Origin of the sequence: Sphingopyxis sp. Q841, assembly GCF_052384365.1 — a bacterium.
Lineage (GTDB): Bacteria > Pseudomonadota > Alphaproteobacteria > Sphingomonadales > Sphingomonadaceae > Sphingopyxis > Sphingopyxis terrae_A.
Genome location: NZ_JBQSUM010000001.1, coordinates 1,572,766 through 1,585,767, shown reverse-complemented (window position 1 = coordinate 1,585,767; position 13,002 = coordinate 1,572,766). Strand labels below are relative to the sequence as shown.

General features: G+C 65.2%; 13 protein-coding genes. 9 read left to right on the top strand and 4 right to left on the bottom strand.

Annotation, left to right across the window (positions count from 1 at the left end; translation table 11 throughout):
* Positions 1–8: 8 nt before the first annotated feature.
* Together ACT17R_RS07800 and ACT17R_RS07795 are read right to left on the bottom strand one after the other, a co-directional pair.
* Positions 9–1,142, bottom strand: coding sequence for an HlyD family secretion protein (locus ACT17R_RS07800; RefSeq protein ID WP_186401495.1), 1,134 nt, complete (start codon positions 1,140–1,142; stop codon positions 9–11).
* Entirely contained in the window at positions 1,142–1,594 is a 453-nt protein-coding gene (locus ACT17R_RS07795) for a MarR family winged helix-turn-helix transcriptional regulator (RefSeq protein ID WP_217372889.1), read from the bottom strand. The genes ACT17R_RS07800 and ACT17R_RS07795 overlap by 1 nt, the downstream gene beginning before the upstream one ends.
* Positions 1,595–1,723: 129 nt before the next feature.
* Between ACT17R_RS07795 and ACT17R_RS07790 the strand changes: the two genes are divergently transcribed.
* The 7 genes from ACT17R_RS07790 to ACT17R_RS07760 all read left to right on the top strand — a co-directional run bounded on the left by ACT17R_RS07790 (position 1,724) and on the right by ACT17R_RS07760 (position 9,236).
* The gene (locus tag ACT17R_RS07790) at positions 1,724–2,371 is read left to right on the top strand and encodes a 2-hydroxychromene-2-carboxylate isomerase (RefSeq protein ID WP_186401497.1); all 648 of its coding nucleotides are present in this window, start codon (positions 1,724–1,726) and stop codon (positions 2,369–2,371) included.
* Positions 2,372–2,454: 83 nt separating this feature from the next.
* The gene (locus ACT17R_RS07785; RefSeq protein ID WP_186401498.1) at positions 2,455–2,886 is read left to right on the top strand and encodes a hypothetical protein; all 432 of its coding nucleotides are present in this window, start codon (positions 2,455–2,457) and stop codon (positions 2,884–2,886) included.
* 123 nt (positions 2,887–3,009) lie between these two features.
* A complete protein-coding gene (locus ACT17R_RS07780; RefSeq protein WP_186401499.1) occupies positions 3,010–3,762 on the top strand; it encodes an alpha/beta fold hydrolase in 753 nt (250 codons plus the stop codon).
* Positions 3,763–3,838: 76 nt separating this feature from the next.
* Entirely contained in the window at positions 3,839–5,683 is a 1,845-nt protein-coding gene (locus tag ACT17R_RS07775) for a M2 family metallopeptidase (protein WP_186401500.1), read from the top strand.
* A 153-nt stretch (positions 5,684–5,836) separates the two neighbouring features.
* Entirely contained in the window at positions 5,837–7,432 is a 1,596-nt protein-coding gene (locus ACT17R_RS07770; protein WP_412072795.1) for a helicase HerA-like domain-containing protein, read from the top strand.
* Positions 7,429–7,881 carry a hypothetical protein gene (locus ACT17R_RS07765; protein WP_186401501.1) on the top strand — a complete coding sequence of 151 codons (453 nt, stop codon included), beginning with the start codon at positions 7,429–7,431 and terminating at the stop codon, positions 7,879–7,881. Before ACT17R_RS07770 ends, ACT17R_RS07765 begins: the two co-directional genes overlap by 4 nt.
* Positions 7,882–7,949: 68 nt before the next feature.
* On the top strand, positions 7,950–9,236 hold the full coding sequence (locus tag ACT17R_RS07760) for a cytochrome P450 (protein ID WP_062901455.1): 1,287 nt from the start codon (positions 7,950–7,952) through the stop codon (positions 9,234–9,236).
* Positions 9,237–9,413: 177 nt separating this feature from the next.
* Here ACT17R_RS07760 and ACT17R_RS07755 read toward each other — a convergent pair whose 3' ends face one another.
* Both ACT17R_RS07755 and queF read right to left on the bottom strand, forming a co-directional pair.
* Complete coding sequence (locus ACT17R_RS07755) at positions 9,414–9,824, bottom strand: acyl-CoA thioesterase (protein ID WP_186401502.1); 411 nt, start codon at positions 9,822–9,824, stop codon at positions 9,414–9,416.
* A gap of 104 nt (positions 9,825–9,928) precedes the next feature.
* On the bottom strand, positions 9,929–10,399 hold the full coding sequence (gene queF / locus ACT17R_RS07750) for a preQ(1) synthase (protein ID WP_062901456.1): 471 nt from the start codon (positions 10,397–10,399) through the stop codon (positions 9,929–9,931).
* A 122-nt stretch (positions 10,400–10,521) separates the two neighbouring features.
* On the opposite strand from queF, the gene ACT17R_RS07745 reads away from it, so the two are divergent.
* Complete coding sequence (locus ACT17R_RS07745; RefSeq protein WP_444809239.1) at positions 10,522–11,943, top strand: hypothetical protein; 1,422 nt, start codon at positions 10,522–10,524, stop codon at positions 11,941–11,943.
* 209 nt (positions 11,944–12,152) lie between these two features.
* On the top strand, positions 12,153–12,995 hold the full coding sequence (gene sseA, locus ACT17R_RS07740) for a 3-mercaptopyruvate sulfurtransferase (protein ID WP_062901458.1): 843 nt from the start codon (positions 12,153–12,155) through the stop codon (positions 12,993–12,995).
* Positions 12,996–13,002: the final 7 nt, after the last annotated feature.

Below are 13,002 nucleotides of genomic sequence, written 5' to 3'. Positions count from 1 at the left end.
GCCCGCCCCTATTTCGCGGTGATCACTTTGACGTCGGCGGACAGGCCGGCGATCATGTCGCGCGACGGCTTTTCGTCGAGCGCGATGCGCACCGGCACGCGCTGCGTCACCTTCACCCAGTTGCCGGTCGCATTCTGGGCGGGGAGTACCGAAAATTCGCTGCCGGTTCCGGCGCCGATGTTTTCGACATGGCCGCGCACCTTGAGCCCCGGATAGGCGTCGAAGCGGATTTCGGCGCGCTGGCCGACACGCATGTCGGCAAGGTCGGTTTCCTTGAAATTGGCCTCGACATAGGGGTGCAGCGTATCGACGAGCGTCACCGCGGGGAGCCCCGCGACCATCATCTGACCGAGTTGCAATCGGTCCGACTGGGCAATGCGCCCGGCGCTCGGCGCGCGCACTTCGGTACGGCCGAGATTGACCTGCGCCTGCGCGCGCTGGACCTTTGCCGATTCGACCTCGGGATTCACGCCGCTGCCGCCGGTGGCGAGCTTGGCGCGGGCCTCCGCAGCGTCGGCGCGGGCCTGCGCGAGGCCTGCGCGCGCCTGTTCGACCGCATGCTTCGATGCGTCATAGGCCGCCTTGGTGGTGAAGCCCTTTTCCATCAGCGCCGCCTGCCGCGCGAAATTGGATTCGGCAAAGCCCACCGCTTCCTGCGCCGCCTTGATGTCGACGCCGGTCGCGGCGAGGCTGGCCGACAGATTGCCGACATTGACCTTAGCCGCGTCGATCGCGGCATTCGCCTGCGCCACCGTCAGCGCATAGGGTTCGCCGTCGATGCGAAAAAGCAGCTGTCCCTTGTCGACCATCTGGCCGTCGCGCACCGCAACTTCAGTGATCCGGCCGCCAACCTCGGCGGCGATCGATACCTTGTCCATCTGGACATAGGCATTGTCTGTCGACACCGCGCCGCCGCTCGTCAGCCAGTACCAGCCGCCGCCGACGAGCAGCGCCAGCGGCACGCCGAACATCAACAGACGGGTGCGCCAGCTCGGCTTACGGGCCTCGTCGGTTTCGGCCTCGGGCGCGGGGGGCACGGGGTCGGCCTTGGGTTTTGCCTTCGGCACCGAAACCTCTTCGCCCCTGGGAGCGGTGGGCGCGGCGGGAGGGGCGGCGGGACGGGAGGGGGAGAGCTGATCCATCACATTGTCTCTTTTGTCGTATCCTTGCCGCATTCGCGGCGCGAAAGATTGGCGCGGACGCGCTCGACCAGCTCGATGAGCTGCGCGCGTTCGGCTGCGCTCAGCCCTTCGGTCGCCTCTTCGGTCAGCGCGTCGGCGATGTCGCGCATGCCGCCGACGATCGCGCCGGTGCGCGGCGTCAGATACAGCCGCCAGGCGCGGCGGTCGGTCGGATCGGCGCGGCGTTCGACCAGCTCCGCCTCTACCAGCCGGTCGACCATGCGCGACAGGGTGATCGGTTCGACCTCGATCAGTTCGGCGAGCGGCCCCTGCCGGATCCCCTCGTGCCGCTTCAGATAGCTGATCAGCCGCCACTGGAGCGCGGTGATTCCGCTGTGTTTCGTGCGCGCGTTGAAGGCGCGGCGAAACAGCCGCGCGGTGTCGTTGAGCAGGAAACCGATCGTCTCACTCATGGCATGCGATATAATAGCAACTGCTATAATATTCAACGACGATTATGCTGCAGGTGCGAAGCATCTGATTTGGAGCAAAAAAATGCCGTTTCGCTTGCGCGGCGCCGCTTTTTTTGCAGGATGCCGCGCATGAGTCTGTCTGCCGATCTCTTCTGGTCCTTCCGCTCGCCCTACAGCTATCTGGCGATCGGCCGCTACCGCGCGCTGATGGCGAGCCACGATGTGACGATCAACCTGCGCCCCGTCTATCCGCTGGCCGTGCGCCAGCCCGACTTTTTCGAGCGCAACCACCCCAATTGGCTCAGTTACACGATGCGCGACATGATCCGTGTCGCGCAGTTCCACGGCATTCCCTTCGGGCCGCCGCGGCCCGACCCGATCGTCCAGAATGTAATGACGCGCGAGATCGCTGCCGATCAGCCCTATATCTATCGCCTCACCCGGCTGGGGCAGGCGGCCTCGCGGCGCGGCAAGAGCCTGGCCTTTTGCGACGAGGTGGCGCAGCTCATCTGGGGCGGCGCGCAGGACTGGCACCTCGGCGATCATCTGGCGGGCGCGGCGAAGCGCGCCGGGCTCGATCTCGCCGAACTCGATGCCGAGGCGGAAGGCGACGCCGAAACGCTCGATCAGGAAATCGCCGCTAACCAGGTCGCGCTCGAAATCGCCGGCCATTGGGGCGTGCCGACACTGGTATTCGAGGGCGAGCCCTTCTTCGGACAGGACCGCATCGAAATGGCGAAGTGGCGCATGGAGCAAAAGGGGTTGCGCCCGCGATAGACGGAGCGCGCGGCTGCAGGCGGCCGGCTTCGGTCTGGAAACGACCGATTGCGGGCGTTCCTTTTCCGAGCCACAATCGTCTCATGAGTTTTTTGGCATTCCGATACCGATACGACGGCACACCCACCAACGTTCGTGATGACTTCGGTTGGTTGGAGATGCGGGTGGTTACAGAAAGCCGTTCTGGCGTCGGCGGATTTTGGGTCCAGTGGCAAGATGTAAAGGAGTTTGGCGAAAAGCTTTCGGCCTATCCGATTGAGCCCAACGCTCCCTTGTCCGAACAATGGGGCTACAGTCAGGACGACCAATACGAAAAGGTTTTAGGCGTTCAAATCACGCCAGCCAACGCACGTGGAGACCTGAAGGTCCGCGTCGAAATAGCGGATCAGGATGATCCGACCGATTGCGTAAAAACCTCATTCCAAACAAATTATTCTGATTTGGCCGCATTCCAGCTTGAGATAGCGCAGTTGATGGCTGGCGAGATTGAAGAGGCGCGCCTCAGCGGGAGATAACGTCCGCTCTCCACCTCAAAACCGCCATGAGCGCGGCGCGGCTGGTGTCGGCAAGTCCATGCGAACGCCGTATGAAGGCCGCGGCCGCTTGCCCTTGCGCGTCTTCCCCGCATAAGGACGGGCATGAGCATCGAACCGAAATTTTTCTACGCGCGCGACGGGGTGCGCCTGGCCTGGCGCGCAATGGGCGAAGGCCGGCCGATCCTGTTGCTGCATGGCCTGTTTTCGAGCGCCGAGGTCAACTGGATCAAATTCGGCACCGCGGCGCGAATCGCGCGTGAGGGATATCATGTCATCATGCCCGACCTGCGCGTCCACGGATCGAGCGCGGCGCCGCATGGAGCGGAGCATTATCCTTCCGACATATTGGTGGATGACCTGCAGGATCTGGTCGCGCATCTCGATCTTGCCGATTTCGACCTTGGCGGCTTCTCGCTCGGTGCGCGAACGAGCGTGCGCGCCGTTGTTGCGGGGATGCGCCCGGCGCGCCTCATCCTCGGCGGCATGGGGCTCGCTGGGCTCGCGGGGTGGCAGCGGCGCGGGCGTTTCTTCAAACGCGTGATCGCCGAATATGACAGCGCGAAGCGCGGCGACGACACATGGCTGTCGATCCAGTTCATGAAGACCATGAAGATCGACCGTGTCGCGGCGGGGCTTTTGCTCGACAGCTTCGCCGACACGCCGCCCGAAGCGCTGGCGGCGATCACCATGCCGACGCTGGTTGTGTGCGGCGAACAGGATGAGGACAATGGCTCGGCGCCCGAACTGGTCGCGGCGCTGGCCGATGCCGAACTCGCGACGATCCCCGGCACCCACATGTCGAGCGTCACCGAGCCCGAGCTGGGCGAAGCGATCGCGGCCTTTCTGACCGCTTGACCCCCCGGCGCCGACGCGCCAAGCTGGTTTTACGGCGCCGCAGAGCGCACCCCCAAAGTCCAGAGGATTGCACCCCATGAAAGCCATGATTTCGACTATGTCGCTTGCCCTGTCGCTCGCGCTCGCCGCACCGGCATATGCGCAGGACGATGCCGCCGCGACCGCGGCCCCTGCCGCCACGCCGACCGCCGCCGACGCCGATGCCTTCATCGCCGCCGTCGAGAAGGATCTGTTCGACTATACGGTCGAGGCGAGCCAGGTGAACTGGGTCAACGCCACCTACATCACCGACGACACCGACGCGATGGCGGCGCGGATCAATGCGGTGGGGACCGAAAAGTCGGTCAAATATGCACTCGAAGCCGCGAAATATATGGATGTGCCGGGGCTCAGCGCCGATACGAAGCGCAAGCTCGACATTCTGCGCACCGGCCTTGTCCTTCCCGCGCCGACCAAGCCCGGCGCCGCGACCGAGCTCAACACGATCGCGACCGACCTCCAGTCGCAATATGGCAAGGGTCGCGGCACGCTCGACGGCAAGGAAATCTCGGGCTCGGATATCGAGGCGGAGATGGGCAATCTTAAGCACACGCCCGCCGAATTCGCCGAAATGTGGACGAGCTGGCACGACAATGTCGGCGCGCCTATGAAGGATGATTATGCGCGCATGGTCGCGATCGCCAACGAAGGCGCAAAGGAACTCGGCTTTGCCGACACCGGCGCGATGTGGCGGTCGGGCTATGACATGTCGCCCGAGGATTTCGCCAAGACCACCGAACGGCTGTGGCAGGAAGTGAAGCCGCTCTACATGGCGCTTCACACCTATGTCCGCTGGAAACTCAACGAGAAATATGGCGATGCCGTGCAGCCGAAGACCGGCCCGATCCGCGCCGACCTGCTTGGCAATATGTGGGCGCAGGAATGGGGCAATATCTACCCGCTCGTCGCGCCGCCGGGATCGGGCGACCTTGGTTACGATATCGGCGATCTGCTCAAGGAAAAGGGCAAGGCGCCGCTCGACATGGTCAAGGCGGGCGAGAATTTCTACTCCTCGCTCGGCTTCGCTAAGCTGCCCGACACCTTCTGGAAGCGCAGCCAGTTCCTGAAGCCCGCCGACCGCGAAGTCGTGTGCCATGCCTCGGCCTGGGACGTCGACAACAAGGACGACATCCGCATCAAGATGTGCATCAAGGTGAACAGCGACGATTTCGTCACCATCCACCACGAGCTTGGCCACAACTATTATCAGCGCGCCTATAACAAGCAGCCGTTCCTCTATCTGAACGGCGCCAACGATGGCTTCCACGAAGCGATCGGCGACTTCATCGCGCTGTCGATCACCCCGCAATATCTGGTCGACATCGGCCTGCTCGACAAGGCGAAGGTGCCGAGCGCCGACAAGGATATCGGCCTGCTGCTGCGTCAGGCGATGGACAAGGTCGCCTTCCTCCCGTTCGGCCTGCTCGTCGACCGCTGGCGCTGGGGCGTGTTCGACGGCTCGATCAAGCCTGCTGATTACAACAAGGCCTGGACCCAGCTTCGCCTGCAGTATCAGGGCATCACGCCGCCGACCGCGCGCCCCGACAACGCGTTTGACCCGGGCGCCAAATATCATATCCCCGGCAACACGCCCTACACCCGCTATTTCCTCGCGCGCGTGCTGCAGTTCCAATTCTATCAGGCGGCGTGCAAGCAGGCGGGGTGGAAGGGCCCGCTCCACCGTTGCTCTTTCTATGGCAACAAACAGGTGGGGCAGAATCTGAACGCGATGCTCGAAATGGGCGCCTCGAAGCCATGGCCCGACGCGCTCCAGGCTTTCACCGGCAGCCGCGACATGTCGGGCAAGGCGATGATGGAATATTTCGCCCCGCTCAAGAAGTGGCTCGACGAACAGAATAAGGGCAAGCCGTCGGGCTGGTAAGGCACGCGGAGCCGCAAGCAAGGGACCGGAAAGCTATCTTTCCGGTCCCTTTGCATGTCGGCGGGGTAGGGGCTGCCGCCGCTTTGCCGATTGCCTGATTTCCTGCGCCGTTCTAGGCTCTTGGCCGGGTGCCCCGAGCGGAGGAATGCAGCAGTGAGCGACGGCAGCGAAGCGACCGAAATCTACATCGGCCTGGGCGGAGGCGGCGCGCCTGACGGGCCGCGCCAGTCGCTGGTGCTGAAGCGCGCGAACCGCCACGGGCTGATCGCGGGCGCGACCGGGACCGGCAAGACGGTGACGCTGCAGGGACTGGCCGAGGGCTTCTCGGCGGTCGGCGTGCCGGTTTTCGTCGCCGACGTGAAGGGCGACCTTTCGGGGCTCGCGATGGCGGGAAGTCCGACGTCGAAACTGCACGAGGTCTTTGCCAAGCGCGCGGCCGAAATCGGCGACAGCGACTGGGCCTATCACGACAATCCGGCGATCTTCTGGGACCTGTTCGGCGAGCAGGGCCATCCCATTCGCACCACAATTTCCGAGATGGGGCCGCTGCTCCTCGCGCGGCTGATGGATCTCAACGAGGTGCAGGAAGGGGTTTTGTCGATCGCCTTCCGCGTCGCCGACGAACAGAATCTGTTGCTGCTCGATATGGGCGATCTGCAGGCGATGCTCGCCTGGTGCGCCGAAAATGCCGGCGATCTGTCGACCAAATATGGCAATGTGACCAAGGCGACGGTGGGGACGATCCAGCGCCAGCTCTTGTCGCTGCAAAGCCAGGGCGGCGACCATTTCTTCGGCGAACCCGCGCTCGACATCATGGACATGATCCAGTGCGACGATAAGGGTCGCGGCTATGTGAACATCCTTGCCGCCGACAAGCTGATGGCCAGCCCGAAGCTTTATGCGACCTTCCTGCTTTGGCTGCTGTCCGAGATGTTCGAGACGCTTCCTGAAATCGGCGATCCCGACAAGCCGAAGCTCGTCTTCTTCTTTGACGAAGCGCATCTGCTGTTCGACGACGCGCCGCCCGCGCTGGTCGACAAGATCGAACAGGTCGTGCGCCTGATCCGATCGAAGGGTGTCGGCGTCTATTTCGTGACGCAGAACCCGATCGATGTGCCCGAAGAAGTCGCAGGGCAGCTCGGTAACCGCGTCCAGCACGCGCTGCGCGCCTTTACCCCGCGCGACCAGAAGGCGGTGAAGGCGGCGGCCGACACCTTTCGGCCCAATCCGAAGGTCGATGTCGCGCGCGAGATCACCGAGCTCAAGGTCGGCGAAGCGCTGGTCTCGCTGCTCATGCCCGACGGCGCGCCCTCTCCGGTCGAGCGCACGCTGATCAAGCCGCCCTGCTCGCGCGCCGGTCCGCTCGACCCCAAGGAGCGCGCGATCATCCAGTCGATCTCGCCGGTCGCGGGCAAATATGACACACTCGTCAATCGTGAAAGCGCCGAAGAACTGCTCGCCGCCAAGGCCGAGCAGGCGCAGGCGGCCGCCGCTGAAGCCAAGGCGCAGGAGGAAGCCGACAAGGCGGCGGCAATCGCGGCAAAGGAAGAGGCCAAGCGCAAGGCCGCCGACGAGCGCGTCCGCCTGCAACAGGAACGCGCCGCGGCGCGCGAGGCGGCGAAGCCGAGCATGGCCGAAAAGATGATGGAATCGGCGGCGCGCTCCGCCGCGACGAGCCTCGGCCGGCAGGTTGCGGGCAAGTTCGGCGGCCAGTTGATGCGCGGCATATTGGGCAGCCTGTTCAAATGACCGCCGGCGATGCCGCGCGGATGGAGGCGGCGCTGCTCGCCGTCGCCGACGCGGGCATCGACATTCGCCATGCGCTGTTCGATCGGTTCCTCAATGCCTTCCCGCAGCGACGCGCCGCCTTTCTGAACCTCGATGCGGCGTCGCGGCGCATGACCAACGAGACGTTGCAGGCGATGTTCGGGCTGGCGCAGGGCGAAGGCTGGGTCTGGCCGCAGATTGCCGAACTGGTGGTGACGCATCGCAACTATGGAGCGCTGACGGCGGCCGAATATGACGCCTTCGTCGATATGGCGGTCGATGCGCTTGCGGTGGCGGCGGGCACCGCATGGGACGCGGATTGCAACGCCGCCTGGCGCCGTCAGGCCGCGGCGCTCAAGGCGATGATCCACCGCGCACTCGCCGAATGGCAGGCGGCGCTTCCCGAGGCGCACCGCCAGGCGGCCGGCTGATCCGAGCCCGCGCCCGCGGCGCGCTATTCCATCTCGACAGGCGCCGAGGCTTCAGGCAATTTGGTTGCATGACAAAACCTATATTGCCTGGAGAGGTAGCCGCCGCCGTCGTCGATCCCGCCGCTTACGGGGCATGGGACGGCTTGCACGAACAGCTTTCCTGGGCGCGCGCCAATGCGCCGCTCGCGGTAGCCGAGAACCCGGACTATGATCCCTTCTGGCTGGTGACGCGGCACGCTGACGTCATGGCGATCGGCCGCGATCCGCAGCGCTTTGCCAATGCAGTGCGCCCGACTGTGCTCACCAATCGCGATGGCGAGGCGCTCGCCCGCGCCGCGACGCCGGGCAATGACGGGCATCTGATCCGTTCGCTCGTCCAGATGGACGCGCCCGACCATATGAAATACCGGCTGCTGACGCAGAGCTGGTTCATGCCCAAGAATCTGAAGCAGGTCGAAGACCGCATCCGTCAGATCGCACGCGAGACGGTAGACAAATTGCTCGCGACCGGCGGCGAATGCGATTTCGCGCGTGACGTCGCGGCGCATTACCCGCTGCATGTCGTGATGGACATATTGGGGGTGCCGCCGGAAGACGAGCCGCGAATGCTGATGCTGACCCAGCAATTGTTCGGATCGACCGACCCCGACCTCAACCGCAGCCGCGAGGCGATCACCAGCGCCGAACAGGCGATCGCCATGCTCCACTATGTCATCGCTGATTTCGAAAATTATTTCCGCGAACTGACCGCTGACCGCCGCGCCAATCCGCGTCAGGATATTGCGACGGTGATCGCCAATGCGACGATCGACGGCGGTCAGATCCCTGACCGCGAACTTGCAGGCTATTATATGATCATCGCAACGGCGGGGCACGACACGACGAGTGCGTCAACCGCCGGCGCGATCATGGAGCTGGCAAAGAATCCGGCGCTTTTCGAACGCTTTCGGGCCGCCGACAGCGACAAGGCGGGGCTGATCGAAGAGGCGATCCGCTGGACGACGCCGGTGCAGCATTTCATGCGCACCGCGCGGGCCGATGTCGAGATCGGCGGGCAGCAGATCCGCGAAGGCGACTGGCTGATGCTCAACTATGTCTCGGCCAACCGCGACGAGGCGGTGTTCGGCGACCCCTTTGCCTTCGACCCCGACCGTGCGAAGAATCAGCAGATCGCCTTCGGATTCGGCGCGCATGTGTGCCTCGGCCAGCATCTGGCGCGCATGGAAATGCGGATCATGATGGAAGAATTGCTGCCGCGCCTGAAAAAGCTCGAACTCGCGGGCGAACCGGCGCGCGTCGAATCGGTGTTCGTCGGCGGCTTGAAGCGCCTGCCGATCCGGTTCGAAGCGGCGTAGGGGGGGTGTAAGCGACTGAAGCTTGCCGGGCTGACCGAAGGAACGAGCGTCCCGAGTCGCTATTGTGTTCCCCGGCGAAAGCCAGGGGCCCAGAGCGTCGAACGCTGACGTTGGAGTTTTAAAGCTCCGGACCCCGGCTTTCGCCAGGGAACAGCAAACTGCCGCAAGGACGCTACCCTAAACCTTCTCGCCCGGAAAGAAGCGCGCGATCACATCGCTGGCGAGGCGCGCAGGGCGCAGCGTCTCGGCGTCGATGCAGCACCAGCTCGATTTGACTTCGGCGAGCACCTCTTCGCCGCGCTTTATGATCGTTTCATAGAAAGCGCGCGCGCCCTGGACCTTTTCCAGGATCACCGTCGCGATGACCTCATCGTCGAGAAAGGCTGGGCGGCGATAGGTGATTTCATGCTTCAGCGCGACCCACAGATGCTGGGCCACCGCCTCGGGCGGCGCGATCTTTCGCCAGTGCGACAGCACTGCATCCTGCACCCAGCTTAGATAATGGGCGTTGTTGACGTGGCCCATGAAGTCGATGACCTCGGGGCCGACGGTGATGTCATGGTCGTGGGGAAGCGCGGCGCTGCTCATATCGTTGACACTAGTGTCAACAATTCGTGACGGAAAGATGAAATCCGATTCTTTTCTGGTCCGGTCTTGGGAAGGACCATCTTCTGCGTCGGCGAAGAATGCACTCAGCCGCGGCCGCGATAGGGCGCGACCCCCTGATCGGGCAGCCACAGCCCCAGGGGCGGCGGCCCCGATTGCCAGAACACGTCGATGGGAATGCCGCCGCGCGGATACCAATAGCCGCCGATGCGCAGCCATTGCGGCTGCATCTCGTCGAACAGGCGGCGGCCGATACCCACGGTGCAGTCTTCGTGAAAGCCTGCATGGTTGCGGAAGGAGCCGAGGAACAGCTTGAGGCTTTTCGATTCGACGATCGTCTCTCCCGGCGCATAGTCGATCACCAGATGCGCGAAGTCGGGCTGCCCGGTAACGGGGCAGAGCGAGGTGAATTCGGGCGCGGCAAAGCGCACGAGATACAGCTCTCCGGCGCGCGGATTGGGGACATAGTCGAGCAATGCCGCCTCGGGCGAGGCAGGCAGTTCACTCGATTGGCCGAGATGTTTGGGCTGAAGCGGCGTATGGCTGGAATCACTCATGGCTTTCGTCTAGTGCGGCGCGCAGCCGATGTCACCGTCGATCGGGACGGGATGGCGGCGCGAAGCGCCCGTGCGATACGCAAGGCGCAGGCCATACAGAGTTTTCGGGATCGCATTACATCATGACGAAGCGGAGTTTCGGGCGGACAGCGAAGATGGCGCGGCTATCGACCGCCGCGCTGGCGGCGGTGCTGATTGCGGGGGCAGCGGGAACGCCCGCGCTGGCACAGCAGGACGAAACGCCCGCCCCGACCCCGGCGCCATCTGCCACCAGTCCGTCGACCTTCCGCCTGCCGTCGACCAACGATGGCCGTACCACGGGGATGCAGGGTCCCGCGGACAATGGGATTCCGCCGCTTGCGCCGGGCGAGCGCCGCGGGACTCCGGCACCGACGCCTGCGCCGACCGTGGTCGTCCCCACGCGCCCTGCGCCCGCGCCGACGGCCCAGCGTCCGACCGCGACCACGCCGGCGCCGACCCCCGCGCCCACGCCGACGCGCCGCGATACGCCCGCCGCCGCATCGACGCGCGCGCCTTCCGCGGCGCCTGCGCCCGCGCCGACTCCGGCACCGACCGCATCGCAGGGTGCGCCCGCCGCGACCTCGCCGACCGACGATGCCGCCACGCTGCCGGGCTTCACCAGCGATCCGACGAGCGCAGCGGGCACCCTCGATGCGCCGGTGCAGCCGTCGGACGAGGCAGCCGGTGCGGCGGCGCCGACCGACAAGGGCGCGGTACCGATCTGGGCGTGGCTGCTCGCGGGACTCGCCGCTGCCGGGGCGGGGCTATGGTATTGGCGCCGCCGTCCAGCGCCCGCCGCCGACGCCCCGGCTGATTATGATCAGCCCTCGCCGCCGCCCGCACCGCGTGCCGCCGTTCCTGCACCGCGCGCCGCGCCGCAGCCTGCTCCTCCGGCGCCGCAACCCGCGCCGCAACCGGATCGTGGGCCCCAGCCGCAATTCCTGCCGACGCCGCTTCCGGTGGCTTCGCCGCCCGTTCCCTCGCTCGTCACGCGCCCCGCCGCAGAACGACGCGCGCAGGTGTCGATGGCGTTCGAGGTGCGCGACATTCGCCTGACGTCCGAACATCTGGTCGTGTCCTTCACGCTCAACCTGCTGAACGAGGGGCTGCTCGACGCCACTGGCCTCCTCGTCCGTATTGCGCTGCATCAGGCGTCGGCGATGCCCGAAGCGGTGCTCGCGCGCTTTTTCGACGGCGCGGGGGGCAGCGTGCTGCGCGACGACATGACATTGGCGGCGGGCGCGGGCGAGGCGCTGACGACCGAGGTGATGTTGCCGCGGGCGATCGTCGAGCCGCTGGTGATCGCCGGCCGCCCGATGCTGATCCCGGTCATAGCGCTCGACGTCACCTATCATTGGGATGGCCCTGGCGAAGCCTTTGGCCAGAATGCCGGCAGTTTCGTGCTCGGCCGCGAACAGGGGACGAGCGGCAGCGACAAGCTGGCACCGCTGCCCTTCGATCGCCCGATGCTGGTCATCGACCGCCCTGGTGCACGCACGACCGCCGTGCGCCGGATGCAGTGATTCCCCGCGTCGCGCGGGCGCCATGCTCCGCTTTACCTCTGCTTTTGTGTTGCGGCGCAGCATTGACTGGGGCAGAGCGCCACTGCGCTTGAAAAAGCGCAGGTGGGGGCATAGGCTGATGTTCCCCGGAAAGATTAAGAGCCACAGCAGGATGGCCGGCGGAGGGAATGGATAGAAGGTCCACCGCCCGGTCGTAACAGGAGCATGACATGGACGCCTTGGTTTCTACCGAATGGCTGGAACGCGAACTGGGGGCATCGGACCTGCGGGTTGTCGATGCGACGAAATTCATGGCGGGAACCGACCGCGACGCGCGGGCCGAATATGAAGCCGGCCATATCCCCGGCGCGGTGTTCATGGACCTGACCGAACTGGCCGACGCGACGAGCGCGGTCGAAAATATGGCGCCGCCGCCCGAAAAATTCGCGAGCCGCATGCAGTCGCTCGGCCTCGGCGACGGCAGCCGGATCGTGATCTATGACGACAGCCCGCTCAAGAGCGCGGCGCGTGCCTGGTGGCTGCTCAAACTGTTCGGCGCGCATGATGTCGCGCTGCTCGACGGCGGCCTCGCCAAGTGGAAGGCCGAAGGGCGCCCGCTCGAAATGGGCAAGCAGACGCTGCGCCACCGCCACTTCACCGTTTGGCGCGACGCGAAGGCCGTCCGCACCAAGGATCAGATGCTCGCCAATGTCGATGGCGGCACCGAACAGGTTGTCGATGCGCGCCCGGCGGCGCGCTTCACGGGCGAGGAACGCGATCCGCGTCCGGGCATGGCACCGGGACATATTCCCGGTTCGCGCAGCCTGCCGCACAGTCAGCTGTTCAACGACGATGGCACGTGGAAGCAGGGCGATGCGCTGAAGGCGGCTTTCGATGCCGCCGGGATCGATCTCGACAAGCCGCTCGTCGCGACCTGCGGCAGCGGCATGACCGCGACCGTCCTTGCCTTTGGCGCGCATCTGCTCGGCAAGGATGATGTCGCCGTTTATGACGGCAGCTGGAGCGAGTGGGGCGCCGACGCGGCCACCCCGAAAGCGACCGGCGCGGCCTGACCGGGCG

Bases quoted from the DNA above. Each gene is read 5' to 3' on its own strand.
- ACT17R_RS07800 (WP_186401495.1), bottom strand. From the start codon at position 1,142: ATGGATCAGCTCTCCCCCTCCCGTCCCGCCGCCCCTCCCGCCGCGCCC.
- ACT17R_RS07795 (WP_217372889.1), bottom strand. From the start codon at position 1,594: ATGAGTGAGACGATCGGTTTCCTGCTCAACGACACCGCGCGGCTGTTT.
- ACT17R_RS07790 (WP_186401497.1), top strand. From the start codon at position 1,724: ATGAGTCTGTCTGCCGATCTCTTCTGGTCCTTCCGCTCGCCCTACAGC.
- ACT17R_RS07785 (WP_186401498.1), top strand. From the start codon at position 2,455: ATGAGTTTTTTGGCATTCCGATACCGATACGACGGCACACCCACCAAC.
- ACT17R_RS07780 (WP_186401499.1), top strand. From the start codon at position 3,010: ATGAGCATCGAACCGAAATTTTTCTACGCGCGCGACGGGGTGCGCCTG.
- ACT17R_RS07775 (WP_186401500.1), top strand. From the start codon at position 3,839: ATGAAAGCCATGATTTCGACTATGTCGCTTGCCCTGTCGCTCGCGCTC.
- ACT17R_RS07765 (WP_186401501.1), top strand. From the start codon at position 7,429: ATGACCGCCGGCGATGCCGCGCGGATGGAGGCGGCGCTGCTCGCCGTC.
- ACT17R_RS07760 (WP_062901455.1), top strand. From the start codon at position 7,950: ATGACAAAACCTATATTGCCTGGAGAGGTAGCCGCCGCCGTCGTCGAT.
- ACT17R_RS07755 (WP_186401502.1), bottom strand. From the start codon at position 9,824: ATGAGCAGCGCCGCGCTTCCCCACGACCATGACATCACCGTCGGCCCC.
- queF (WP_062901456.1), bottom strand. From the start codon at position 10,399: ATGAGTGATTCCAGCCATACGCCGCTTCAGCCCAAACATCTCGGCCAA.
- ACT17R_RS07745 (WP_444809239.1), top strand. From the start codon at position 10,522: ATGACGAAGCGGAGTTTCGGGCGGACAGCGAAGATGGCGCGGCTATCG.
- sseA (WP_062901458.1), top strand. From the start codon at position 12,153: ATGGACGCCTTGGTTTCTACCGAATGGCTGGAACGCGAACTGGGGGCA.